The sequence below is a fragment of the Rahnella sp. PAMC25617 genome, assembly GCF_050606005.1.
Taxonomy (GTDB): domain Bacteria; phylum Pseudomonadota; class Gammaproteobacteria; order Enterobacterales; family Enterobacteriaceae; genus Rahnella; species Rahnella variigena.
This window is the reverse complement of the sequence record NZ_JBOCUM010000013.1, coordinates 167,102-191,362: the sequence shown is the minus strand read 5'-3', so window position 1 is coordinate 191,362 and position 24,261 is coordinate 167,102. Positions and strand designations below refer to the sequence as shown.

Annotated in this window: 20 protein-coding genes and 1 pseudogene; 11 read left to right on the top strand and 10 right to left on the bottom strand. The window is 53.6% G+C overall.

Annotation, left to right across the window (positions count from 1 at the left end; all coding sequences use genetic code 11):
* Positions 1–44 precede the first annotated feature (44 nt).
* A complete protein-coding gene (gene uvrA, locus ACM615_RS17075; protein WP_113876684.1) occupies positions 45–2,900 on the bottom strand; it encodes an excinuclease ABC subunit UvrA in 2,856 nt (951 codons plus the stop codon).
* A gap of 326 nt (positions 2,901–3,226) precedes the next feature.
* On the opposite strand from uvrA, the gene ACM615_RS17070 reads away from it, so the two are divergent.
* Entirely contained in the window at positions 3,227–3,769 is a 543-nt protein-coding gene (locus tag ACM615_RS17070) for a single-stranded DNA-binding protein (protein WP_095924349.1), read from the top strand.
* An 88-nt stretch (positions 3,770–3,857) separates the two neighbouring features.
* Here the strand turns inward: ACM615_RS17070 and ACM615_RS17065 are convergent, their stop codons facing one another.
* Together ACM615_RS17065 and ACM615_RS17060 are read right to left on the bottom strand one after the other, a co-directional pair.
* Positions 3,858–5,288 (bottom strand): amidohydrolase family protein, encoded by a 1,431-nt coding sequence (locus tag ACM615_RS17065; RefSeq protein WP_431012223.1) that lies wholly within the window; start codon positions 5,286–5,288, stop codon positions 3,858–3,860.
* Between the two features lie 94 nt (positions 5,289–5,382).
* Positions 5,383–6,237: a LysR family transcriptional regulator gene (locus ACM615_RS17060; RefSeq protein WP_159282285.1), complete on the bottom strand. Its 855-nt coding sequence runs from the start codon at positions 6,235–6,237 to the stop codon at positions 5,383–5,385.
* Positions 6,238–6,494: 257 nt separating this feature from the next.
* Here ACM615_RS17060 and hpxO point away from each other — a divergent pair, with 257 nt between their 5' ends.
* The 3 genes from hpxO to ACM615_RS17045 all read left to right on the top strand — a co-directional run bounded on the left by hpxO (position 6,495) and on the right by ACM615_RS17045 (position 10,048).
* Complete coding sequence (gene hpxO / locus ACM615_RS17055) at positions 6,495–7,652, top strand: FAD-dependent urate hydroxylase HpxO (RefSeq protein ID WP_132966258.1); 1,158 nt, start codon at positions 6,495–6,497, stop codon at positions 7,650–7,652.
* Between the two features lie 127 nt (positions 7,653–7,779).
* The gene (locus ACM615_RS17050) at positions 7,780–9,354 is read left to right on the top strand and encodes a hypothetical protein (protein WP_431012222.1); all 1,575 of its coding nucleotides are present in this window, start codon (positions 7,780–7,782) and stop codon (positions 9,352–9,354) included.
* Positions 9,355–9,508: 154 nt separating this feature from the next.
* The gene (locus ACM615_RS17045) at positions 9,509–10,048 is read left to right on the top strand and encodes a hypothetical protein (protein WP_431012221.1); all 540 of its coding nucleotides are present in this window, start codon (positions 9,509–9,511) and stop codon (positions 10,046–10,048) included.
* A 55-nt stretch (positions 10,049–10,103) separates the two neighbouring features.
* Here the strand turns inward: ACM615_RS17045 and ACM615_RS17040 are convergent, their stop codons facing one another.
* Together ACM615_RS17040 and ACM615_RS17035 are read right to left on the bottom strand one after the other, a co-directional pair.
* The gene (locus ACM615_RS17040) at positions 10,104–10,595 is read right to left on the bottom strand and encodes a hypothetical protein (protein WP_431012220.1); all 492 of its coding nucleotides are present in this window, start codon (positions 10,593–10,595) and stop codon (positions 10,104–10,106) included.
* Positions 10,596–10,650: 55 nt separating this feature from the next.
* Positions 10,651–11,553, bottom strand: coding sequence for a LysR family transcriptional regulator (locus ACM615_RS17035; RefSeq protein WP_431012219.1), 903 nt, complete (start codon positions 11,551–11,553; stop codon positions 10,651–10,653).
* 119 nt (positions 11,554–11,672) lie between these two features.
* Here ACM615_RS17035 and ACM615_RS17030 point away from each other — a divergent pair, with 119 nt between their 5' ends.
* Positions 11,673–12,413 carry an SDR family oxidoreductase gene (locus ACM615_RS17030; protein ID WP_431012218.1) on the top strand — a complete coding sequence of 247 codons (741 nt, stop codon included), beginning with the start codon at positions 11,673–11,675 and terminating at the stop codon, positions 12,411–12,413.
* Between the two features lie 97 nt (positions 12,414–12,510).
* On the opposite strand, the gene ACM615_RS17025 is transcribed toward ACM615_RS17030, so the two are convergent.
* Positions 12,511–12,891, bottom strand: a complete 381-nt coding sequence (locus ACM615_RS17025) for a tautomerase family protein (RefSeq protein ID WP_112287050.1) — start codon at positions 12,889–12,891, stop codon at positions 12,511–12,513.
* 171 nt (positions 12,892–13,062) lie between these two features.
* Here ACM615_RS17025 and ACM615_RS17020 point away from each other — a divergent pair.
* From ACM615_RS17020 to ACM615_RS17010, 3 genes and pseudogenes are all read left to right on the top strand, one after another.
* Positions 13,063–13,329 (top strand): annotated as a pseudogene (locus ACM615_RS17020) (AraC family transcriptional regulator); the annotation flags it as partial.
* A 110-nt stretch (positions 13,330–13,439) separates the two neighbouring features.
* Positions 13,440–13,973 carry a GNAT family N-acetyltransferase gene (locus ACM615_RS17015; RefSeq protein WP_112287045.1) on the top strand — a complete coding sequence of 178 codons (534 nt, stop codon included), beginning with the start codon at positions 13,440–13,442 and terminating at the stop codon, positions 13,971–13,973.
* Between the two features lie 34 nt (positions 13,974–14,007).
* A complete protein-coding gene (locus tag ACM615_RS17010) occupies positions 14,008–14,631 on the top strand; it encodes a glutathione S-transferase family protein (protein WP_129638058.1) in 624 nt (207 codons plus the stop codon).
* Between the two features lie 226 nt (positions 14,632–14,857).
* On the opposite strand, the gene ACM615_RS17005 is transcribed toward ACM615_RS17010, so the two are convergent.
* Positions 14,858–15,973, bottom strand: a complete 1,116-nt coding sequence (locus ACM615_RS17005) for an SDR family oxidoreductase (RefSeq protein ID WP_113876696.1) — start codon at positions 15,971–15,973, stop codon at positions 14,858–14,860.
* 453 nt (positions 15,974–16,426) lie between these two features.
* Between ACM615_RS17005 and ACM615_RS17000 the strand changes: the two genes are divergently transcribed.
* Positions 16,427–17,284 (top strand): PA4780 family RIO1-like protein kinase, encoded by an 858-nt coding sequence (locus tag ACM615_RS17000; RefSeq protein WP_112287042.1) that lies wholly within the window; start codon positions 16,427–16,429, stop codon positions 17,282–17,284.
* 3 nt (positions 17,285–17,287) lie between these two features.
* Here the strand turns inward: ACM615_RS17000 and modA are convergent, their stop codons facing one another.
* Entirely contained in the window at positions 17,288–18,028 is a 741-nt protein-coding gene (gene modA, locus ACM615_RS16995) for a molybdate ABC transporter substrate-binding protein (protein WP_120162193.1), read from the bottom strand.
* A 47-nt stretch (positions 18,029–18,075) separates the two neighbouring features.
* Positions 18,076–19,164 carry an ABC transporter substrate-binding protein gene (locus tag ACM615_RS16990; protein WP_431012217.1) on the bottom strand — a complete coding sequence of 363 codons (1,089 nt, stop codon included), beginning with the start codon at positions 19,162–19,164 and terminating at the stop codon, positions 18,076–18,078.
* A gap of 160 nt (positions 19,165–19,324) precedes the next feature.
* On the opposite strand from ACM615_RS16990, the gene ACM615_RS16985 reads away from it, so the two are divergent.
* Positions 19,325–20,128 carry an inositol monophosphatase family protein gene (locus tag ACM615_RS16985; RefSeq protein WP_112287039.1) on the top strand — a complete coding sequence of 268 codons (804 nt, stop codon included), beginning with the start codon at positions 19,325–19,327 and terminating at the stop codon, positions 20,126–20,128.
* A gap of 246 nt (positions 20,129–20,374) precedes the next feature.
* Positions 20,375–21,937 (top strand): methyl-accepting chemotaxis protein, encoded by a 1,563-nt coding sequence (locus ACM615_RS16980; RefSeq protein WP_159282278.1) that lies wholly within the window; start codon positions 20,375–20,377, stop codon positions 21,935–21,937.
* 16 nt (positions 21,938–21,953) lie between these two features.
* Here ACM615_RS16980 and ACM615_RS16975 read toward each other — a convergent pair whose 3' ends face one another.
* Complete coding sequence (locus tag ACM615_RS16975) at positions 21,954–24,050, bottom strand: putative bifunctional diguanylate cyclase/phosphodiesterase (protein ID WP_112287038.1); 2,097 nt, start codon at positions 24,048–24,050, stop codon at positions 21,954–21,956.
* Positions 24,051–24,261: the final 211 nt, after the last annotated feature.

The window sequence follows — 24,261 nt, the reverse complement described above, 5'->3', positions numbered from 1 at the left end:
CTTTAAAAATAAATTCGACGCATTATATCTGCTAATTCATGACATTAAGCGCTTTTCTTCGCCTGCTGGCTGTGGCGTTCCAGCAACGGTTTCAGGAAGCGCGCGGTATGCGATTCTTTGCATTCCGCGACGGTTTCCGGCGTACCGGCGACCAGAATCTGTCCGCCGCCCGCACCGCCTTCCGGCCCGAGATCGACAATCCAGTCCGCCGTTTTAATCACGTCCAGATTGTGTTCAATCACCACGATGGTGTTGCCCTGATCGCGCAGCTGATGCAGTACTTCCAGCAGTTGCTGAATGTCGGCAAAGTGCAGGCCCGTGGTCGGTTCGTCGAGAATATACAACGTCTGACCGGTGCCGCGTTTGGACAGCTCACGCGCCAGTTTCACGCGCTGCGCTTCACCACCGGACAGCGTGGTTGCTGACTGGCCGAGGCTGATGTAGGTCAGACCGACGTCGATCAGCGTCTGCAATTTACGCGCAAGGGCAGGGACGGCATCGAAGAAATCACGCGCTTCTTCAATGGTCATCTCCAGCACTTCGTGGATGCTCTTGCCTTTGTATTTAATTTCCAGCGTTTCGCGGTTATAGCGTTTACCTTTGCACTGATCGCACGGCACATAAATATCCGGCAGGAAGTGCATTTCGACTTTGATCACGCCGTCGCCCTGACAGGCTTCGCAGCGTCCGCCTTTGACGTTGAAACTGAAACGTCCCGGCGTATAACCGCGTGAACGGGATTCCGGTACACCGGCAAACAGTTCGCGAACCGGCGTGAAAATGCCGGTGTAGGTTGCCGGGTTAGAACGCGGCGTACGACCAATCGGGCTCTGATCGATGTCGATGACTTTATCGAAATGCCCCAGACCTTCGATTTCGCGATACGGTGCGGCTTCGGCAATTGTTGCGCCATTCAGTTCGCGCTGTGCCAGCGGGAACAATGTGTCGTTAATCAGCGTCGATTTACCCGAGCCGGACACGCCTGTGATACAGGTAAACAGGCCTACCGGCAGCGTCAGCGTGACGTCTTTCAGGTTGTTGCCTTTGGCGCCGGACAGTTTCAGCACTTTGGTGGCATCCGCCGGAACGCGTTGTGCTGGTACAGAGATTTCACGTTTGCCGCTCAGGAACTGGCCGGTCAGTGAATTCTCGGTCGCCATAATGTCTTCAGCGGTGCCTTCTGCCACCACTTCGCCACCGTGAACGCCCGCACCCGGACCGATATCAATAATATGGTCAGCGGCGCGGATCGCGTCTTCGTCGTGCTCGACCACAATGACGGTATTACCCAGATCGCGAAGGTGGATCAGGGTTTCCAGCAGACGTTCGTTGTCGCGCTGATGCAGGCCGATAGAGGGCTCATCCAGCACGTACATGACGCCCACCAGACCGGCACCAATCTGGCTCGCCAGACGGATACGCTGGGCTTCGCCGCCGGACAGCGTTTCCGCAGAACGGGACAGCGAGAGATAGTTCAGACCAACGTTCACCAGGAATTTCAGGCGATCGCCAATCTCTTTCAGCACTTTCTCAGCAATCTTGGCGCGCTGGCCGCTGAGTTTCATATTGCGGAAGAAATCCATCGCATGACCGATGCTGAAATCAGAGATTTCCGGCAACGTCGTTTCTTCCACGAACACGTTACGTGCTTCTTCACGCAGGCGTGTGCCACGGCAGGATGTACACGGACGGTTGCTGATGTATTTCGACAGTTCTTCACGTACCGCGCTGGATTCCGTTTCTTTATAACGGCGTTCCATATTGTGCAGTACACCTTCAAACGGATGGCGGCGGATAGACGTATCACCGCGATCGTTGATGTATTTGAATTCAATCGTAGTTTTGCCGGAGCCGTGCAGGATCGCGTGTTTTACGTCGCTGCTCAGTTCGTTAAACGGTGCTTCCACGTCGAAATCATAATGCTCGCCAAGAGAGCGCAGCATCTGGAAGTAATAGAAGTTACGGCGATCCCAGCCACGAATTGCGCCACCTGCCAGTGAAAGCTCAGGGTTTTGCACCACGCGTTCAGGGTCGAAGAACTGCTGCACGCCCAGCCCGTCACAGGTCGGACAGGCACCGGCCGGGTTATTGAACGAGAACATACGCGGTTCCAGTTCGCGCATACTGTAGCCGCACACCGGACAGGCGAAGTTGGCAGAGAACAGCATCTCATCGGCTTTCGGGTCATCCATATCGGCGACCACGGCGGTACCGCCGGAAAGTTCGAGCGCGGTTTCAAACGATTCCGCCAGACGCTGCGCCAGATCATCACGCACTTTAAAGCGGTCAACGACCACCTCAATGGTGTGCTTTTTCTGCAATTCTAATTTCGGCGGATCGGACAGATCACACACTTCGCCGTCGATACGCGCACGGATATAGCCCTGCGACGCCAGGTTTTCCAGCGTCTTGGTGTGCTCGCCTTTGCGGTCTTTAACAATGGTCGCCAGCAGCATCAGACGCTGGCCTTCCGGCTGCGCGAGGACGTTATCCACCATCTGACTGACGGTCTGGGCTGACAGCGGAATATTATGATCCGGGCAGCGCGGCTCACCCACGCGGGCAAACAGCAGACGCAGGTAGTCGTGGATTTCGGTGATCGTCCCGACGGTTGAACGCGGGTTGTGCGACGTTGATTTTTGCTCAATCGAAATCGCCGGAGACAGACCTTCAATATGGTCGACGTCCGGTTTTTCCATTAAGGATAAAAATTGGCGTGCATAGGCAGACAGCGACTCGACGTAGCGGCGCTGGCCTTCGGCGTACAGCGTATCGAACGCCAGAGAGGACTTGCCTGAACCGGATAAGCCGGTGACAACAATCAGTTTGTCGCGCGGGATAATCAGGTTGATATTCTTGAGATTATGGGTGCGTGCGCCCCGAACTTCGATCTTATCCATTCATCATTCCCGGATTAACTTGATAGCTCACCGTGCCGGTAACCGCCGTGAAAACCTGTTTCGCGCCAGCCATCGAATCGGGCACAGAGAAGAACGTAACGCGCAATTATGACACAAATCACAATCTGTGCCACCCCAAAACCTGAATGTATATCCAGTACTCGATGTAACGATGGAATGTTTGCTGAACAATCTGGAAAGAATGCCGCATCCTCAGACATCCATGGTACGAAGGTATCGTTTTATGGTTATAATGCTGCAAAGTGTGACCTTCCACACCTCGGATTGTGGTTTCAACCACGACATACATCATCAGGAGAATCCACATGGCCAGCAGAGGCGTAAACAAAGTTATTCTCGTCGGTAATCTGGGACAAGACCCGGAAGTCCGCTACATGCCTAACGGCGGCGCGGTTGCCAACATCACTCTGGCAACGTCTGAGAGCTGGCGTGACAAAGCCACCGGCGAGCAGAAAGAAAAAACGGAATGGCACCGTGTGGTGTTGTTCGGCAAATTAGCAGAAGTCGCAGGCGAATACCTGAAGAAAGGTTCTCAGGTCTACATCGAAGGCGCACTGCAAACCCGTAAATGGACCGATCAGGCTGGCGTTGAAAAATACACCACCGAAGTCGTCGTTAACGTGGGCGGCACCATGCAGATGCTCGGCGGCCGTGCCGGCGGCGGCGCACCAGCAGGTGGCGGTCAGCCATCCGCAGGCGGCCAGCAAGGCGGTTGGGGTCAGCCTCAGCAGCCACAAGGCGGCAACCAGTTCAGCGGCGGCCAGCAGGCTCGTCCGGCTGCGCAAAACAACGCGCCAGCACAGAACAACGAACCACCAATGGATTTCGACGACGATATCCCGTTCTGATCAATTGCCTCCGGGCATCAACGTTCAGAACAACAAAAAGCCCCGAAAGGGGCTTTTTGCTATCCGGCATTCAGGGATCTCTGATACCTCACACTTTCCCAACAGCACCGAACACTAATCTGCCCTGATGGAATGTCGCTTTCACCTCCGACACCCGCGCCACCGCTTCGGCGGAGCAACTGGCGTCGACCAGGATCATTTCGGCGTTATCGTTCACCGCAGGCCACTGGCGTTTGCCGCTGTCGTCGAGCGGCAGGACGTTACCGGTGGCGATAGCGAGGGAGCGCGTCAGGCCAAATTCGTCGAAGTTGCCGTAGAGCTGGGCGTAGAGGCTGGCTTTTTCCAGCATGCTGCCGGTACCGAACGGCGACCAGTGGTCGGTTACACTGTCGGTGCCGGTCATAACAAATACGCCATTCTGGCTGAGCTGCGGCAGCGGCATGTTCAGTTTACCGAGCGGAATGGTGGAGGCGACGGTGAACTGCTGTTCGGCAAGCCCGTTGATTACCTCGTCGAGTTCTGCGCCCTGCATCATCGCCAGTGCGAAACCGTGGCTGAGCGTCACTTTGCCTTTCAGCTGCGGGTTTTTCTCCACCGTCTGAATCATGTATTTCACCGCTGCAATCCCGGCTGGCGTGGTTTCATGCAGATGAATATCCACGCCCTTGTTGGTATCGAGCGCAATCTGGAACATCGCGTCGAGGGATTTTTCCATCGCGCCGTCCACGTTGGTCGGATCCAGCCCGCCGACGTACTGCACGCCCATTTGCATCGCTTCGCGCATCAGGCCATCGACTTTCGAATGCAGTAAACCGTGCTGCGGGAACGCCACAATTTCACAACTGAAATCCTGCTGATGCTTTTCCAGCGCAATCTTCAGATGCTCAAGGCTTTTCAGGCCACTGACCGGGTCGATATTGCAGTGGCTGCGCGCAACAGTCGTGCCTTTGGAATGCAGCAGGCCAATGATTGCTTCGGCGTGTTCCACCGATGTCGGTAACAGTTGGGGGATCAGCACCTGTTCGCGGGCAATCATATCCATGATGGTTTTGCCTTTACGCGGGCGGGGTGCTTCCCATTTGCCGCCGTAGAAGGTCTTGTCGAGGTGAATATGCATGTCGCGTGTGGCGGGCAGCAGAAGTAATCCTCTGGCATCAAAAGCAGGCAAGTTACTGGCCGGGGCGTCTTTTGCTGGCTGGATCGCCACGATTTTGCCGTTATTGATTTCCAGGTTGTACAGCCCGGTTTGGGTGGCGACAACGATATCGCCTTCGCGCTCAAAACCCTCTTCCAGCCGCACATTGCGCAGCTGGTAATGCGGTGCAGAAATCGCGTTGATCTGGCTGACATCGTCACATTTTTCGTCCATCGCGCCCGCTTTAAACGGCGCGGCTGATGCGATTCCGGAGGACATTCCTGCGGTGAGCAATGCGCCGGTGGCGGTGATTTTGGCGCTATGAGAGAGAAAGTTTCTGCGGCTTTGTTGCTGAGGATTTTGCACGTCGAATTCCTTAATCATGATGCGGGAGGATGCTGTTTCCCTTTCACCCTAAAAGATATCGCCGGTTCCGGCTGCGATTTTTCCCACTGCCTGTCAGTGGGAAACGTAATGGCTAACTGAGCTGACAAAAATCCTTTAGTTTTCCGGCCAGTGCGATTTGTGCCGGCGTCGCATCGGGGCGATAAAACAGCGCCAGCTCGACGTTATCCACCGGCGGCAAGCCGCTCTCGGTGCCTAAAATCCGGTGTTCCGGCAGGCGGCAACTGGCAGGCAATAAGGTGACGCCCAGTCCGGCGGCACTGGCGGCGACCAGCGCCGCGAGGCTGGCGCTGCTGTAACTGATGCGCCAGCTGCGTCCGAGAGTATCCAGCGCCTGACACAGTTCTTCGCGGTATAACCCGTTGAGCGGAAACAGCACCAGCGGGATCGGATCCCGTTCAAACGCCGGAAACGCGGCGCTGTCGAGCCACTGCATCGGCTCGGGGCGCGAGGCATTGGCTTTCTCGCCGGTCAGCTGTTTCACCAGAATAATATCCAGCATCTCCTGCTGCCAGGCGCGGCGAAGTTCGTGGCTCAGGCCACTGGTCACATCGAGGCGGATATGCGGATGGGCGCGGCTGAACTGGGCCAGCAACGATGTGGTTGCGGCGGCAAAATCTTCCGGCACGCCAAGACGCACCACGCCGTCCGGCCACTGGTCACTCAGCGCGTCGTGCGCTTCACCGTTCAGGGCAATAATCCGCCGCGCATAACCCAGCAACCGTTCGCCTTCTTCGGTGAGCTGAACCTGATGTGAGGTGCGTTCCAGCAGCGGTTTACCCAGCGCCTCTTCCAGCCGGCGGATTTGCTGGCTGACGGTGGATTGCGAGAGATAAACGCGGTCGGCAGCACGGGTAAAACTGCCGGTTTCGCAGACGGCGACAAAACTAAGCAACTGCTGCGGGCTGAACATCGGATAGCGATTCATTTTATAAATACTTATGTTTTATGTATTCAAAATATCAATACTACCCAGAGTATCAACCTTCGCCCGTGCGCACCAGACTGGTTCATTTCGTGCTGGTTGCGACACGTTTGCTCCAAAAGTGCGCCTCGTTTTAGCGCATTCCGTCCACGCTTTGGCAGTGGTTGATTTCACTTAAGATTGACTACAAGGCTTTGGCGGCAAATCGTCTTTCTGGTACAGAAATTGCTTTTCCCTAAAGAGACTCAGGGGAGAAAAATATGAAAGCGATCGTGATTGGTGGCGGTATTGGCGGGGCGTGTGCGGCGATTGCGCTGAAGCGTTTTGGCATCGAAACGGCGGTATACGAGGCAGTGAAAGAGATCAAACCGGTCGGCGCGGCGATCTCCATCTGGCCTAACGGCGTGAAGTGCCTGAATTATCTCGGTATGAAAGATGCGCTGCGCGAACTTGGCGGCAACATGCGTTTTATGGCCTACAAAGAATATCAGCAGGGTCAGACCATGACGCGTTTCAGTATGGATCCGCTGATCCAAAGCGTCGGCGAGCAGCCGTATCCGGTGGCGCGTGCGGAACTTCAGTCGATGTTGCTCGAGACGTATGGCCGCGATCAGGTGCAGTTTGGCAAGCGCGTAACGCATGTTGAAGAATCCGCCGACAGCGTGACCGCCTGGTTTGACGACGGCACGTCTGCGACCGGTGATTTACTGATTGCCGCCGACGGCACCCATTCTGTTATCCGCCAGCACGTTCTGGGCTATGCGACGGAGCGCCGCTACGCCGGTTACGTCAACTGGAACGGCCTGGTGGAAATCGACGAAAGCATCGCGCCTGCCGATCAATGGACGACGTTTGTCGGCGAAGGCAAACGCGTTTCGCTGATGCCGGTGAGCGGCAACCGTTTTTACTTCTTCTTTGATGTGCCGCTGCCGAAAGGTTTGCCGCAGGATCGCACCACCGTGCGCGAGGATTTGCAGGGCTACTTTGCGGGCTGGGCGGAACCGGTGCAGAAGCTGATCAGCCAGATCAATCCTGAAACTACTAACCGCGTTGAAATCCACGATATCGAACCCTTTATGCAACTGGTCAAAGGCCGTATTGCGCTGCTCGGCGATTCCGGCCACAGCACCACGCCGGATATCGGGCAGGGCGGTTGTGCGGCGATGGAAGATGCGGTGGTGCTGGCGAACATGCTGCAAACCAATTCATTAGGCATTGAAGATGCACTGCTGCGTTATCAGGAAAAACGCGCATGTCGCGTGAAGGATCTGGTACTGAAAGCGCGTAAACGCTGCGATGTCACCCACGGCAAAGAAATGGCCGTGACCGAACAATGGTATGAGGATTTGAAAACTGAAACCGGTGAACGCATTCTTTCCGGAATGTGTGAAACCATTCTGGGCGGCCCGCTGGAATAGCGCGGTGACTGGCAGGAAATAACTTTTTACACATCCTTAAAGTTTCCTGTGTTTTTGCCGAAAATAGCATCAGAAGGATCAAGGTATCCACTGGCGCTTTGACGCAAAAACATAGGGACTCATCAGGATGACAGTTATCTCTGCTACAGGTAATCAGGCGCTTAATACGCTGGTTACGTCAACAAAATCACTGACGGCAGTCACTACTGCAGCCAGTCAGCAGCAGGCTTCAACGACACAATCCACCGCAGTGATGATCGGCCAGACGGAATCTGCGTCGCCGGTATACAGCATCACCAAACCGGCACTGGTCTGGGAACGTTCTTCCAGTGATCTGATGTCTTCAAAGCTCGCATCCAATTTCAGCAACGCCGGCAATGCGGCGCGTTTTACCGGACTCGGTGCGGCGCTGCTTGAACGATTTACTACCGACAGCAGCAGTTATTCCCAGTCGGTGATGAAGCAGACTTCCGCTCAGTCAGCCAGTTCTGCGGCCAACGTCGCCGCCCAAACCCAGCTTCATACCAAAGCCGATAACCAGATAAGCCTGAGCATTAAAACCGCCAGCGGCGCGCTGGTGGATATCACGCTGGGCAGCGATGATGACGGTCTCGGCGTGCAGGTGAATGTCAGCAAAGGCACGCTCAGCGATGCGGATCGCAAAGCGCTGGCCGGTCTTGCAGAAGGTTTTCAGAAAGCGATTGATGGCCTGACGGCGCAGCCGCCGAAGCTGGATCTGAGCGGCCTGACAAAATTCGATACCTCGGTGCTGTCGTCGGTGGATTTGCACGCCACGCTGGGCACCACTAATACCCAGACGCTGGATTTTCATGCTGATGCGAATACGCGCTCAGTCAAATCGACCGGTGTGGCTGGCACGGTAGATATCAGCGTGGACATGAGTCAACGCGCACTGCTGGGCACCGATAATCAGCAGAAACAGGCGCTGAACAGTTATCTGAAGCAAATCAACAGCGCAGGCAATCGCGGCAATGCCGATGAATCGCTGATGGCCATGTTCAAAGATGCCTTTACCGCCCTGAACAGCAATTACGGCGATACGGCGACGACATACAAAACCCGTGGCTCAGAGCCGGTGTATTTCTCGCTGACCAAAACCGATAAAAACATGATGACGGGGCTGGCGGATTTCACGGCGTCCATCTCAAAGACGCCGGTCGATACCACCAATCCGATGCGCCCGGACGAAACCGATACGTTCTCTTATCAGGTTTCTCAAACCAGCAGCATCACCGGTACGGGTACGCAGGATCGCAATATCACCCAGAAGCAGCAGTCGCATCTGGTCGCCAGTTACCATCAGTCGCTGACGCCGGGTTTACAGCTGAACCTGACCAGCGACCGGAATTCGCAGAATTACCTGTACTATCAGATTGATGACTCGGCAGAAAGCACGACGTCCGTCCAGTATCACAAAGGGGCGCTGGTGAGTGCGTCAGTGGCTCAGTCCGCCAGCAACTCAACACATATTCAGAAATATGTGAAAGGCGCACTGGAATCCGACACCACCACGCCGGAAATCACGTCGAAAACCACTGACCTGCTCGGCAAGCTGCAATCCGCCTGGGAAAGTAATGCCCCGCTTATGTCGTTCCAGGATTACCTGAATCATCAGACCCTGCCTGATCTCAGCGGGATGGTACTGATGGAATCTGAACCTGCGGTATTGAAAAATAATTAATATTTTGCAGTAACGTTATTAAATAAACGGAAACTATAAGCCTCTCTGAATATTTCAGAGAGGCATTTTTTATCGGGGATGTGATGTTTATTAATTTAAAATCAGAGGCAGGAAATATAATGGAAATCCTTCGTTAAACATTTAAGGAATGAATGTGAAGCTTTTACCATTAACCGCACTCTTACTCTTTTTTCCTCTGAGCGTATTTGCCACTCAGAGTATCTCGCCGGAACAATTGAGACTAAAGCAGGCAATGCAATCTGCGATGGACAGCCTGGGCAGACAAACCACGCTGTGTGACAAAAAAGAGCAACAAAAGCCGAAAGTCACCGCAGAAGATCTGAAGCCTTTTGATCGGGAAACGATATCTACTGCGCTTATTTACTTTAAAAATGAATCGCTGAAATCCTGTATTCAACAGCAAGAATATGAATATATGCTGAGTATGATTGCCTATGCGGGCAGTTTTCCTGAAAGCGCATATAGCGGGCAAGATTATCAAACAGTGATCGAATCTTTGATTGTCCTTTCGCCGGGCGCAAATCCCTCAGTGGTAAAAGCAGAAGGTCGGTTTTTAGCTTTACCAGCACCTTTACAGGAAAAACTTAAACAGACATTCCAGTCGAAAACCTTCGATCTCGAATTCGTGCTCAATTATTACGACACCCACGGGCAGGGAAAAAGTAAATCCTGAACCAGTGCTAACGTATTAACAGCCCCATCCGGGGCTGTTCTTTTCTCTTTAATGCTTACCTGGGTATTTCAAACTTCGTCCCTTTCACCACGATTTCATCAAATTGCAGATGATGCATAAATTCGCGCAAAATAAGCAGGGTGGCGGCGAAATCATTACCTTCCGGGATGCCTTCGAAATGGGCAGGACGGCCATTAATCACCAGCGCCAGCCGGTCGAAAGTGCGTTCAACGGCGTCGAGGGATAAGGTCATTATTTCGTTTTCTGCTTCACCGGCAATGCGGGCCAGCGCGCGGATATCGTTGTCTGCGCTGAACAGTTTGGCGCCCGGCGGAATGTCATGCCGGATACGGATCACTTCGTCCTCGACCACCATAATGGCGGTTTCCATTTCATCCGGCGTCGGCGGAGAATGGCGGAAATACCCGACGGATGTCAGCTGTGAGCCCAGTGTCAGGAGCAAACTTTTATCTTCGTTATCATCACTACGGACGATAACTTGCGTTTCTTCGCTGCCGATATGCAGCAATACAGCAGGTGTGGTCATCGGCATCTCCCAATCGTTAACGTTATGACGTCAGGCTTTCTGAGCAGAAAAACTATCATGTCAGATGCCGATCGCGCCGCGCAAATTCTTTCACCATCCAGTCGATAAACACCCGCACGCGTGGCGAAAGCTGGCGGTTACGCGGGTAAAGCAGTGAAACCGGTAACGTACCGGCCGGAAAATTAGTCAGGATCTGCACCAGACTTCCCTGCGTGAGATCTTCCAGCAGGCCGTAATGCGGCACCTGAATAATCCCCATTCCGCGCCGTGCCGCTTCTTTCATGCTTTCCGCGCCGTTGACCGACAAACTGGTCGGCAGCAGGATTTCACGTGTTTTGCCTTGGTCCTGAAACACTAATGGCAACAGGCCTCCGGTGGCACAGGAACGAAAACCAATCATCCGGTGACCGGCGAGATCTTCCGGTGTTTCCGGTATGCCAAAACGTTGCAGATAGTCCGGGCTGGCGCAGGTAATTTCCGGCAGCGTACCGAGCGGGCGCGCCACCATATCGCTGTCTTTCAGCTCTCCTGCGCGGATCACGCAATCAATCCCTTCACGCACCAGATCCACCAGCCGGTCGCCTTCGCTCATGTAAAACTCAATGTCGGGATACTGCGCCAGAAAGTCCGGCAGTCCTGGCAGCAGAAAATGTCGCGCCATCGAACCGTGGACATCCACCCGCAATAACCCTTTCGGCTGCGCACCGGCAAAGGCCATTTCGGCATCTTCCACATCCGCCAGAATACGCAGACAGCGCTGGTAATAGGCTTCGCCGTCCAGTGTCGGGCTGACGTGACGGGTAGTGCGTTGCAGAAGCCGGATGTTCAGCCGCGTTTCCAGCTGCTTAATCGCGTCGGTCACCGTCGAGCGTTTCAGGTTCAGCGCCTGTGCGGCCTGCGTAAAACTGCGCAGTTCCACCACGCGGGTGAATAACTGCATACTGTCGAGTTTATCCATGATGATTGTTCGCCTTTTCCGGATAGTGATAACGAATATCGGGTAATTATCCGGCAGCGTCAATCGGCTACGCTTTCTTCAGCAGCAACGAATCCGGACAACTCAAAAGGAAACACCTCATGACTTCATCTAAACAGAAAGTCGCGCTGGTCACCGGCGCATCCCGTGGTATTGGCGCCGCGATTGCAGAACGTCTGGGGCGCGACGGGTTTACCGTGATCGTGAACTATTCCCGCGGTGCGGCAGAGGCCGACGCCGTGGTCAGCAAGATTGAACAGGCAGGCGGCAAGGCCATCAGCGCGCAGGCGGATGTCAGCGACGCTGCGGCGGTCAGCCGGATGTTTGCCAGCGCGGAACAGGCGTTTGGTGGTGTTGATGTGCTGGTGAATAACGCGGGGATCATGACGCTTTCCGCCATTGCCGACACAGACGATGCAGCGTTCGGTCGCCTTATCGACATTAACCTGAAAGGCACTTTTAACACACTGCGTGAAGCGGCGAAACATCTGCACGACGGCGGGCGAATCATCAATTTCTCATCGACCGTGGTTGGGTTATATCAGCCGACGTACGGCGTGTATGCCGCGACCAAAGCAGCTGTCGAAGCACTGAGCCGCGTGCTAACCAAAGAAATGCGCGGACGCCAGATAACCGTCAACACCGTGGCGCCCGGCCCGACGGCAACGGATTTATTCCTCAACGGCAAATCGGATCAACTGGTGGAAACGATCGCCAAAACCTCACCGCTTGAGCGCCTCGGCCAGCCGGAAGATATTGCCTCCGTCGTCGCCTTCCTCGCCGGTGCCGATGGCGCATGGGTTAACGGCCAGACGCTGAAGGCGAATGGCGGGATTATTTAACATTCCCGATTAACGGTTTAACGATGTGCTTGCCCGGATTATTCCGCTGATTGGCGGTGAGAACTTACTGGCCTGAAGTTAATCTTCAGGCCAGGTATCATGCGTATTGCGCTTCGCCGTTGCCGAAGGACCAGTTTTCTTTCGGCACTTCGACCAGGCTGATGAACACATCTTCCAGACGTAATCCGACTTTTTCATGCAGCCCGTAAGCTACGGCGTGATAGAACGCCTTTTTCATTTCCAGTGTACGGCCGGCGTTGAGCGTTACCTGAATCACGATGCAGTTCGGACTGCGCTGGATATCCAGATAGTCCGGTGAAATCATCATTTCTGCCGGAGAGTGTTCGGAGATGACGATAAACTTGTCATTTTCCGGCACATTCAGCGTGGTGCGCATGGCGTCGTAGACCACATCGCCAACGGTTTTGCGGTAGGTTTCGGGTTTTCCTTCGACCATATCAATACGTACAAAAGGCATTTTATTCTCCTCATTATTTTCTGTAGGGCACGCATCTTCGGGGATGCGGCCTTTCAGGTATGCAACACGCAGAGCCAGTGTGTCGAGCGATTTTTTGTACGCACCGGTAACCTGCCTTATGCTACGACGGTCTTCCTCCTGAACCTCTTCCTCCCTTCACACGGACATGCCATGACTAAGGTTTATCAGGCTTTTGAAACGCTGCGTCAGCACAAAGCGGTTCTGCATGACAGTGTGGAGCTGGGTTCCGGCATTCAGCTGGCTGCGTGGTCGAACAAAAATGACATCGTGAATCAGGAAAGCGCCGATCATCATACGCGGAGCCTGTATGTTGCCGACGGCTATGAGTGTTATCACAAAACCCGTGGAGGGTGGCACAACGGCGGCGGACCGGATCGTTTTTGTCTGATGCCGAAAGGCAGCATGTCGAGCTGGGACGCTGCGCGGCGGCATTATCGTCTGATTTTCATTCCGCGTTAAAACCCTTCTTCCGGTCTGTCTGATTCCAGTGCTAATTTAATGGAAATTCACTTTATTCAGGGAAAACCATGCTGACCCAGGCACCTGTTATCGAAACCGAACGTCTGATTTTACGCGCCCATCACGTTGATGATTTTGAACATATTGCCGCGCAGTGGGCTGATCCTGCGGTGGTGAAATATATCGGCGGCACACCGTCGGGTCGCGAAACCAGCTGGAGCCGTCTGCTGCGTTATCCCGGCCACTGGCAGATGCTCGGTTTCGGCTACTGGATTGTGTTTGAAAAAACCGATGGTGCAGAAGGCGCGTTTATCGGCGAAATTGGTCTGGCAGATTATCAGCGTGACATTACTCCCTCGCTCAGCGGCATGGCAGAAATGGGCTGGGTGGTTTCTCCGGCGTTTCACGGCAAAGGTTACGCGTTTGAAGCGGCGCAGGCGGTGATCCGCTGGGCTGAAACAAATCTGGATCGTCAGCTATGCTGCATTATTGCGCCGGAGCATCAGGCTTCAATTCGGCTGGCGGAAAAATGTGGTTTCGTGGCGAAAACCGACACCACTTATCACGGCTCTGCCACGCGGATTTTTGTTCGTCCGTCGTGACCGGCCATTTGCGTTCCACCTAACAGGGGAAATCATGCTGAAGATTCTGGGTAAATCACCGTCGATCAATGTGCGTAAAGTGTTGTGGACCTGCCATGAACTGGGGCTGGATTACGAGCAGGAGCAGTTTGGTTCAGGTTTTCAGTCCACACAGACAGCGGAATTTAAAGCGCTGAACCCGAATGCGATGGTGCCGGTGGTGCTCGACGGCGAGTTCGTGCTGTGGGAATCCAACGTGATTTGCCGGTATCTGGCGGCGCGGGAAGGGCGCGAGGATTTGCTGTCCTCTGACCCGAAGCGTCGCGCGCTGACGGAACAGTGGATGGACTGGCAGGCCGGTGAGCTGAATAACGCCTGGCGCTATGCGTTTCCGGCGCTGGCGCGCAACAGTGCGCAACATCAGGATCCGGCGCTGATTGATGCCGGTGTCAGCGAATGGAACCGTCACATGCAGATGCTGGAAGAACAACTTCAGCGCAGCGGCGATTACGTGCTGGGAGATAATTTTACGCTGGCAGATATTCCGCTCGGGCTGGCGGTGAACCGCTGGTCAATGACGCCGATGCCACGTCCGGCGTTACCGGCAGTGACGGCGTATTACGACAGGCTGAATCAGCGCGAAGGTTTCAGGCTGTATGGCCGAAACGGCCTGGTATAATCCCCGTCATCCTTCACGCTGCTTCTGCGTTGGCTGCGTTACTCGGCCCATCCATGGACCTCGCTCCTGAAGGAGCCGCTGCATGCAGCGTTCCAATCTGCTCCCTGCAGATTGGTCACTCACCCCGGTCACTTACTTATGTAAGCTCCCGGGGATTCATTCCGTTGCCGCCTTGATGCAACGAGAATGATTTAGGGGAGTGTTTAATATTTAACAGACATCGTGTTTATTTAAAATCAACCCGCATCAGTTCGCTGATAGATTGTCCACGGGTGGAGGAAACACATTTATCAATATAACTTTTAAAGGCCGCAGGTTTAGGAATACCCATATTCAATAAGCGTGAGTTATCAAATTTCACGTTTAACTGGGCAAAACCGCCGTAAAGTTTAATGGCGCGTAAAATGATTTTGTCATTACACGGACCAAGCACATCTTTAAATTGCTTACGGATACCGGTGAAGTCCTGATAACTGATCTGCTCATATTCGCTGATAATCCGTGGCGAATTATTCGCTTTTGCCACAGAGGTATCAATTTCATGGAAGGGTGTACACATCTCTTCGCCGGAAGAAATATGATAAAAATTATGGCTGAGTTCGGTCGCCAGACATAATTTTGCCAGCACCATCGCACAATAATCTACCGGGATCACATCCACCTGGTCGTCGAGCGTACAGGTAAATTTCTTCAGTTTGATCGCCATCATAAAGACCCAGAAAATGCTGCTCGAAGGCTGGCAACCGTACTGGGTATGACCGACGATAATCGACGGACGTGCGACGACAAACGGCAGTGACGGACATTCTTCCCGCACCAGATTCTCGATGGCGCGCTTGGACGCGGTATATTGCACCAGGTCTTCGTTCTGCTCGTTGTCCGGCATCCCTTCATAGAATACGCTGTCTTTATCAGGCATTGAGGCCATCGCCGTGCCAACATGCACAAATCTTTGCAGCCCTTTGACCTGTGCCATACGTTTGGCAAACACCAGTGAGCCTTCAACATTCACCCGCCACATGGCCGGATTATTACCGAATGACGCAATGGCGGCACAGTTAATGACATGCGTGACATTATCTAAACGCGGGTCATGAATAAAACTTTCCGGCTCAGCTAAGTCACCGGTTAATATTGACTGTTCGCTCAGAGAAGAAAGCTGTTCATCACTGAGTTCAAATTTCTTTAAGTTATCGATAATTCTGGCGAGTCCCGTCGTATTATCGTCAGCCCTGACTAAAAGTAATAGTTTATTTCTGGTGGTTAATTGCTGACGCAGAAAATATTCAACAACAGCTCCGCCAACGAAACCAGTGGCACCGGTAATTAATAGAGTGTTCATAAGAGACAACCTGCAACGGGAAATTACCGGCACAGTACCACCAAAATTCTAAACGGAGCGTATACCATTTCATGCCGTTATTAAACCTCAGCTAAACAGCACGAAAAGCTCAATTGAGAGAAAAAGTTCCGGCGATATGAAAATATAATAACTGGCAGGACTTATTTACAGTAAGAAATAATTATCAGGCCTGAAGTCATCATTTAAGTCAAATTCCCGGCGATGATGATCAGAGGGAAAACACCCACAATGTCCGTGTGCTTTTTTACGCAGAATGACAATAACTTGTGCGCAGAAAGTATCCACTCCATCGCCACTACGTTAAACTGTACTCCTGAAGGCAGTAAGCGATAAGGATCAAGAAAGGATGACGCGAACGGCGTGTCTGGTGTGTAATGAAGGGAATATTGCGCAGGTCATTCCCTCATGCGCTGAAATAAGGTACAAGGCTGCATGAAAATCCCAAATAGAATCCAACCTCTGGTGGATGACGGCCTGATTGATGATGTGGTCCGTCGACTGAAAAGTGGCAAAGAGGCCGACGTGTACACCGTGTTATGCGGTGAAGAGATCCGTTGTGCCAAGGTTTATAAAGAAGCGACGCAGCGTAGCTTCAAGCAGGCCGTACAGTATCAGGAAGGCCGTAAAGTCCGTAACAGCCGCAACGCGCGTGCGATGCAAAAGGGCACTAAGTTCGGACGTAAACAGCAGGAAGAGTCCTGGCAGACGGCGGAAGTCGATGCGCTGTTCCGTCTGGCGAATGCCGGTGTGCGCGTGCCGCAGCCTTACATTTGTCTCGATGGCGTGTTGCTGATGGAGCTAATCACCGACGCTGACGGTGTGGTTGCGCCGCGCCTCAGTGATGTCATCCTCAGCGAAGAAGAAGCGGTGGCTGATTTCGAAACCATGATCCGTAATATCGTGCGCATGTTGTGTGCCGGTATCGTGCATGGCGATTTATCAGAGTTTAACGTGCTGATGGATGCCGACGGGCCGGTGATTATCGACCTGCCGCAGGCCGTGGATGCGGCCGCCAATAACCATGCCGAATCGATGTTTGAGCGCGATGTGAATAACATGACCGAGTATTACGGTCAGTTCGCGCCGAAGTTGCTGGAAACGCGCTATGCCAAAGAGATCTGGGCATTGTACGAAGACGGCAAACTGACGCCGGAATCGCCGCTGACCGGCCTGTTTGCCGAAGATACGCATAAAGCCGATGTGGATTCCCTGCTGGATGAAATCATTGCCGCCGAAGATGAGTATTACGATCGTCAGCGGGCAATGAAGGAACGCGATTTAGATCATTAGTCTTTATTCCGGCATCACCGAATGCTTTCCGCAAAAACCGGCGTTCTGCAAAATATGCTGGCCGGTTTCTGAAAGAATAAATTCCGCCAGCGGTTTGCCTTTTTCGGTGCAGGTGGCCAGCGCGTAGATGGCGCGGACATTGTAATCGGCTGGCACGTTGAACACCTCCAGCTCGTCATTTTCACGCAGCAGCGTGGCATAACTGGTATAGCCGATAAATACATCGGCTTGCCCGCTGCAAATCAGCCATTCCGCAGCCAGTTTTCCTTCCGGCACTTTTGCTGAATTTTCACCGCCCACCAGCCGTAAGGCTTTATTGCGCAAGGTTTCTCCCGCGCCCGGATGGCGACGCTCAATATTTTCAAACATCTGCCAGGTATAGTCGCCGGAAGGATCACTTTTTGGCGTCGAAGTCGCCAGCCGGAAACGCGAATCGAGCAGCACTTTCAGCCAGTTAAGTGTGTCCAGTTCTGGTACTTTACGCGCCGTCACGCACAGGCTGTTGCCGCAAAAACTGTCCACTGACAGCGCTTTACCATGCTGCTGTAAGGCCAGGGGGTGAGAAGTATTGGCGGAAGCAAACAGATCGACTTTCTCACCCTGTTCGATGCGTTCACGTAACAACCCGGCGGGGCCGAATTCCGCAATTACTTTCGTGCCTGTTTTTTCCGTAAATGCTTCACACAACGGCTGCCATGCCCGGCGCAGGCTACCTGCGGCCAGCACTTTGATTGAATTTGTCATCAGGTCTCCTTGTCACATTGCCTCAACAATAAACGCCGGGGACGAGGTTATTTTCCCGCGCGCGCCGCGTCCGCCGCGGGTTTAAAATCCGTCCGGTAGAAGCGCTGGTAATAAGCGTCTGCCTGTTTTTGCATATCGATATCGGCGAATTTTTGTGGATACAGTTTTTTCGCCATCCACAGTTCACCTATCGCCAGCGCTTCGGGCATCGGGTAGCCCCAGGCTTTGGCGTATTCCGGCATCAGATAGACCCGATGATGTTTAACGGCATCAATACTTTGCCATTTCGGATCACCGTTGATCTGCCCGACCACTTCCGGATATCTGTCCTGCACGAAGATCACCTGTGGATCCCAGGCAATCACCTGTTCCATCGCCACTTGTTTAAATCCTTTCACGGTCGCGGCGGCCACATTCATCGCGCCGGCATGGGACATCATCAGGCCGGTATATTTGCCGGAACCGTAAGTGGTCAGATCGGGATTTGCCATGTATGTGCGGATCCGCTGTTCAGGCGGAATGCTTTTCAGACGATCGGCGGTGAGCTTGCGCTCTGAAAAAGTATAGTCGATCAATGCCTGAGCCTGTTTCTGGTGATTAACCACTTCGCCAATCAGCGCGATGCCTTTCTTCAGCCCTTCGGTGTACGCCTTATCTTCATCAGGCAGCACCGGATTCATTTTATGTTCTTCGCCTTTCGGATCGTCACGCAGTGAGATCGCCACCACCGCGATGCCGGTCTGGCTGATCTGGTCGATCATTTCCTGCGGCGCATAGTTGGTGACGAAAACCACCTGCGGATGCAGCGCGACCACGCTTTCCAGATTCACACTGGTCAGGTCACCCACTTCCGGCGTTTTTAAAAGCTCTGGCGCAAGGCGCGCATAACCGCTGCCCAGTTGTTTCTGCCAGTTATTCAGCACGCCAACAATGTCTTTGGTGGCATCCAGCTGAACCAGCAGATTCAGGGTCTGATGTTGCAGAACAACCACGCGATCCACGTTATCGGGGATCGTGACCTGACGGCCTAACTGGTCAGTAATCTGGCGTGCAGCCAGAGCGGAAGGGGAAGCAAAACTCAGGGCCAGCCCGAGCAGGGCGAGTGAAGGTAAAAAGCGGGATGATAATGCGTGCACGGATAAATCCTCTGGTTACGTTATACAGAGGATTATATAGCGTTATGTCATAGCTGAATATGACCGGTGATAAAGGACCGGTTGTCATTTTTTATTCATCGATTCCGGTGCATTCTATGGAAATGATTTTCTCCTTCAGACTGAATATTCAGGATTTATGATGACCAACACGACGATGTCTCCCCGTCTGGCGATGGCCAGTCAGATCGCGGCGCAGGCGGCTGAACTGGCGCTGGGCTTTTTTAACCGCCGGGACACCATTGAAGTCAGCAGCAAACGCACGCAGGATTTCGTCTCTGAGGCGGATGTGGCGGTCGAGCAGTTTATCCGTCGCCAGCTTGCAGAGCATTTCCCGCAGGATGCCATTATCGGTGAGGAACTGGGTGGCGTGCTGACTGACGCGCCTTGCTGGGTGATCGACCCGATTGACGGTACCTCGAATTTCCTGCGCGGTTCGCCGCTATGGGGCGTGTCGCTCGGCCTGGTCGAGAACAAAAAGCCAGTGGTGGGCATTGTGGCGTTGCCGGTATTAAACGACTTGTTTGCCGCAGAATCCGGAAAGGGGATTTTCCTGAACGGAAAGCCATTCCGTCGCGATGACCGTTTTGGCGACGTGCAGATTGTATCGCTGGGCGACAGCTCGGACGACAAACTGGACGAAGCTTCGGCATTCTATCAGGGGCTTCGCGCCGCAGACTGGTCGGTGCATTGTTATCGCTGCACGACCATCGGTATGGTGTTTGCCGCCAAAGGCATTATCGACGGCCATCTGCAACGGCGCACGACGCTGTGGGACATTGCAGGAGGTGCAGTGCTGTGTCAGGAAGCCGGACTGCACACGGTGGTGAAATTCGCGAAAACGCCGGATGGTACCGACAACTACCGGCATATGGCAGTGGCAGCCGGAACTCCGAATCTGATGTCTGACATCGCGCCGTTATGGCCGGATTTTGAACCACGCTGAAATTAAGTAGCCTGAAATAAAGCATTGATGGTGCTCTCTCGTCAGGAGAGGGCAAAAATCCCAATCTGCGTTGCAGATCATCTTTTTAGCCGCGTGGATAACATGAAAAATTTGTCCGGTAACCGTGGAATTACATTTTGAAAGCCAGTGTTTAACAAAATGAAATATAGTTTCATTTTGCCATAAAGTTCCCTTTTTTCCGGCCGTTATGAGAGTTTCCTTTCACTGACTTTCTGATGTGTCCAGATGAAAAAATTCACCAGTCTCTCTGTTCTTACCCGTTTACTCGGCGCTTTTGCCCTCGTGATGGCGCTGATGCTCACCCTTGCCGCCATGTCCGCCTGGTTGCTCAACAGCAGTAATCAGCAGATCGAAAACTACCGTGCCTATCGTCTTCCCGGTGTGCAATATCCGCTGGTGATGCGCGGCACACTGGCGGAATTACGCCTGCAGCAGGTGCAATACATTGCTTCGCCGCAAGGGGCACCGCGCGACGGGCACCGGGTGGAAATTCAGCAAGCCGTCGATACCTTTAAGACCGCCGAAAATGCGTATCAGAAGCTGAACAGCGGAGGCAGTAAATCAGACCTCTTTAAGAAAATCGTCAGGAATTTCGAACAGTTTTCGCTGGCAAATGATGAAGTTATTGCAGCAGTGGAACGCAACGATATTGCGCAGGCCACACAAATCAGCGGTGACAATTCACGTAAATACCGCACCCAGCTGATGGCAGATCTGGCGAAACTGGTCAGTGACGAACTTGCCAACAGCGAGAAGGCTGCCGCACAGACGCACAGCAGTTATCGGAGTGCCAGTGTGATGTTTTTAGTGCTGGTCGCCGTGGCCTTTATTATTTCCCTGCTCATGGCGCTTTTGCTGGCACGAAATCTGATCACCCAACTGGGCGGAGAACCGGCTTATGCGGCTTCGATTATGCATGAGATTTCGACCGGTAATCTGGCCGCCAAAATTACCCTTAAGCCGGGAGATGAGAGCAGTTTACTGGCTTCGCTGAATGCCATGAATCTCCAACTGAACAAAACCATTCATCAGATCATGCAGGGCAGCGAGTCGATAAATCACGCCGCCAGTGAAATTGAGCAGGGCAACGTCGATCTGTCGCAGCGCACGGAAGAGCAGGCGGCATCGCTGGTGCAAACCAGTTCGAATATGCAGAACCTGACCGCGACCGTCAGCCAGAATGCTGAGAATGCGCGGCAGGCCAGCCAGCTGGCACACGAAACCTCGAAAACGGCCTCGCAGGGCGGGGCGATTGTCAGCGGTATGCAGGCGCATATGCGCGATGTCTCCGGGAGCTCCAGCGAAATCATTAATATTATCAGCGTCATTGAAGGCATCGCTTTTCAGACCAATTTACTGGCGCTCAACGCCGCCGTGGAAGCGGCGCGCGCGGGGACGCAGGGTAAAGGTTTTGCGGTGGTGGCGAGTGAAGTGCGCGTGCTGGCACAGAAAAGCGGGCAGGCGGCAAAAGAGATTAAAGATCTTATTCAGGACACGGTGAGTAAAATTTCCGAAGGTTCAGATCAGGCCGATCGTGCCAGTAAAGCGATGAGCGAAATCGTGATTTCGGTGAATAAGGTGGCGGAGATTGTGAGTGAAATTTCGACCGCCAGTTCGGAGCAACACAGCGGGATCCATGAAGTGGGCATTGCGGTCGGTCAGATGGATCAGGTGACGCAGCAAAATGCGGCGCTGGTTGAACAGGCTGCCGCCGCCGCGCAATCGCTGACGGAACAAAGCGTCGAACTGCGCAACGCTGTGCGATTTTTCCGCACAGCGACCGCGTGATGTACGACGCCCTGGGTTAGTCAGGTTTATGATTGATGGAGAGCTGCGGTTCCCAGTCGGTATCGGGATGCTGGGCAATCTGTTGCGGTGTCATCGGACGTCCCAGCAGATAGCCCTGCAACGTGTCGCAACCCAGCTGCGTCAGGAAATCCTGCTGCTGGGTGGTCTCCACGCCTTCGGCCACCACTTTCAGATTAAGGGTCTGGCCCAGAGCGATAATCGCCGCCACAATGCTGGCGTCTTCGCTGCCGGCGATCAGGTCATTGATAAAGGCCCCGTCGATTTTCAGTTCGCTGGCCGGCAGACGTTTCAGATACAGCAGGCTGGAATAGCCGGTGCCGAAATCGTCAATGGAGGCCTTCACACCGTACTGGGTCAGGCGTTCGAGAATTGCCACGCTGACGTCCGGATTACGCATTGCGGTGGTTTCGGTGACTTCCAGCGTCAGCATTTCCGGTGGGATCTGATGACGTTCAATCGTCTCAATCACCATTTCGACCAGATTCGACTGCTCAAATTGCAGCGTGGACAGATTGACCGCCACCGTCCAGGTGGTGTGTCCTTGCAGATGCCATTCGCGCAGCTGGCGGCAGGCTTCATTCAGCACCCATTCGCCAATCGGAATGATCAGACCGGTTTTCTCTGCCAGTGGCAGGAACACATCCGGGCTCAGCGTTTTGCCGTCACGCTCCCAGCGCAGCAGCGCCTCGAACCCGCTGACCGGCCCGTAAGGCGCAATAAATTTCGGCTGATAGTGCAACCGCAGTTCATGGTGCTCGATAGCCAGACGCAAATCATTGAGCATCTGCAGCTGGTTTTGCGCATTGGCATTCATCGAAGGCTGAAAGAAACTGTGCCCGTTGCGGCCTGAATTTTTGGTGTGATACATCGCTGCGTCAGCATTGAGCATCAGCTCGCGTTCATTTTCGCCGTCGCCCGGATACACCGCGATACCGACACTGGCGGACACCAGCAGTTCGTAGCGGGACACGTAAAACGGACGGGCAATCAGATGCACCAGTTTATCGGCTAACTGAGAAGCGTCTGTCGGTTCAGCGATTTCCACCAGCAGGACAAATTCATCACCGCCGAGACGTGCCAGCGTGTCTGTCGCGCGCAGCTGGGATTTCAGCCGCTCAGTGACAGAAATTAACAGCTGATCGCCGATGTGATGGCCAAAAGCATCGTTAACGGCTTTGAACCCGTCGAGATCTATAAACAGCACCGCAAACTGAGATTCTCCCCGCGAGGCTTTCTGAAACGCCTGACTGAGGCGGTCTTCCAGTAACAGGCGGTTCGGTAAACGGGTGAGATTGTCGTGCAGCGCCAGCTGAGTCAGCTCGCGGTTAGCCTGCGCCAGCGACGACGCCAGAATCGACGTGCGTGCCTGCATCCGGCCATCAAGAATAGAAATAATCAGGGTGATCGCCAGAATAGCCAGCGTCACTACAATCACCAGCAGCGCCAGCCAGTTATTATCCACGCCGCTGAAGGCCGCCATGCTGTGGCTGTCCATGGGGAATTGCGCAGCGGCCATACCGATATAGTGCATACCGACAATCGCCGTGCCCATCACCACGGCGGCACTGATGCGCAACAGGCGCACATTCGGCGACTGCTGGCGCAGATGGAACGCCATCCACAGTGCTGCGCCGGAGGCAACAATGGCGACCACGACGGATAATGTGACCCAGCGGAAGTCATAAACAATCGGCGGCATCATCAGCATCGCTGACATTCCGGTGTAATGCATGGCCGCAATGCCGCCACCCATCAGTAACGCGCCGGCCAGCAATCGCCGCAGCGGCAACTCTTGCAGGCATACCAGCCAGAGCGCAAACGCCGAGGAAATAATCGCAATCAGCATGGAAAGCAATGTAATGACCGGGTCGTAACCCATTGGCATAGAGGAATTAAAAGCCAGCATGCCGATGAAATGCATGGACCAGATACCGATGCCCATTGCAATGGCGCCACCAATTAACCAAAGTCGGGAAGCCCTTCCCTCCGTGGTGGCAACCCGGCCAGCCATATCAAGCGCGGTATAAGAGGCAAGCATTGCAACAATGAACGAAAACATGACAAGCACATTGTTGTAATTACTGGAAAACATGTAAGGCTCCACAAACATAGAGTCGAAAGCGACGGGCTGATTTTTTTATCCGGCGATAATGGCATTAAGAATTATTAAAGGCGAATGAAGTTACGATAATTTTTTTCGTGTAATTAAGATTAATCCGTAAGTAATTTTAATCAAATAAAAAGATTTTTTGCGGTATTAATCCGGATGAAAGAAAGGGTTTTTAAACGAATGTGATACGGCC

Bases quoted from the DNA above. Each gene is read 5' to 3' on its own strand.
- uvrA (WP_113876684.1), bottom strand. From the start codon at position 2,900: ATGGATAAGATCGAAGTTCGGGGCGCACGCACCCATAATCTCAAGAAT.
- ACM615_RS17070 (WP_095924349.1), top strand. From the start codon at position 3,227: ATGGCCAGCAGAGGCGTAAACAAAGTTATTCTCGTCGGTAATCTGGGA.
- ACM615_RS17065 (WP_431012223.1), bottom strand. From the start codon at position 5,288: ATGATTAAGGAATTCGACGTGCAAAATCCTCAGCAACAAAGCCGCAGA.
- ACM615_RS17060 (WP_159282285.1), bottom strand. From the start codon at position 6,237: ATGAATCGCTATCCGATGTTCAGCCCGCAGCAGTTGCTTAGTTTTGTC.
- hpxO (WP_132966258.1), top strand. From the start codon at position 6,495: ATGAAAGCGATCGTGATTGGTGGCGGTATTGGCGGGGCGTGTGCGGCG.
- ACM615_RS17050 (WP_431012222.1), top strand. From the start codon at position 7,780: ATGACAGTTATCTCTGCTACAGGTAATCAGGCGCTTAATACGCTGGTT.
- ACM615_RS17040 (WP_431012220.1), bottom strand. From the start codon at position 10,595: ATGACCACACCTGCTGTATTGCTGCATATCGGCAGCGAAGAAACGCAA.
- ACM615_RS17035 (WP_431012219.1), bottom strand. From the start codon at position 11,553: ATGGATAAACTCGACAGTATGCAGTTATTCACCCGCGTGGTGGAACTG.
- ACM615_RS17030 (WP_431012218.1), top strand. From the start codon at position 11,673: ATGACTTCATCTAAACAGAAAGTCGCGCTGGTCACCGGCGCATCCCGT.
- ACM615_RS17025 (WP_112287050.1), bottom strand. From the start codon at position 12,891: ATGCCTTTTGTACGTATTGATATGGTCGAAGGAAAACCCGAAACCTAC.
- ACM615_RS17015 (WP_112287045.1), top strand. From the start codon at position 13,440: ATGCTGACCCAGGCACCTGTTATCGAAACCGAACGTCTGATTTTACGC.
- ACM615_RS17010 (WP_129638058.1), top strand. From the start codon at position 14,008: ATGCTGAAGATTCTGGGTAAATCACCGTCGATCAATGTGCGTAAAGTG.
- ACM615_RS17005 (WP_113876696.1), bottom strand. From the start codon at position 15,973: ATGAACACTCTATTAATTACCGGTGCCACTGGTTTCGTTGGCGGAGCT.
- ACM615_RS17000 (WP_112287042.1), top strand. From the start codon at position 16,427: ATGAAAATCCCAAATAGAATCCAACCTCTGGTGGATGACGGCCTGATT.
- modA (WP_120162193.1), bottom strand. From the start codon at position 18,028: ATGACAAATTCAATCAAAGTGCTGGCCGCAGGTAGCCTGCGCCGGGCA.
- ACM615_RS16985 (WP_112287039.1), top strand. From the start codon at position 19,325: ATGACCAACACGACGATGTCTCCCCGTCTGGCGATGGCCAGTCAGATC.
- ACM615_RS16980 (WP_159282278.1), top strand. From the start codon at position 20,375: ATGAAAAAATTCACCAGTCTCTCTGTTCTTACCCGTTTACTCGGCGCT.
- ACM615_RS16975 (WP_112287038.1), bottom strand. From the start codon at position 24,050: ATGTTTTCCAGTAATTACAACAATGTGCTTGTCATGTTTTCGTTCATT.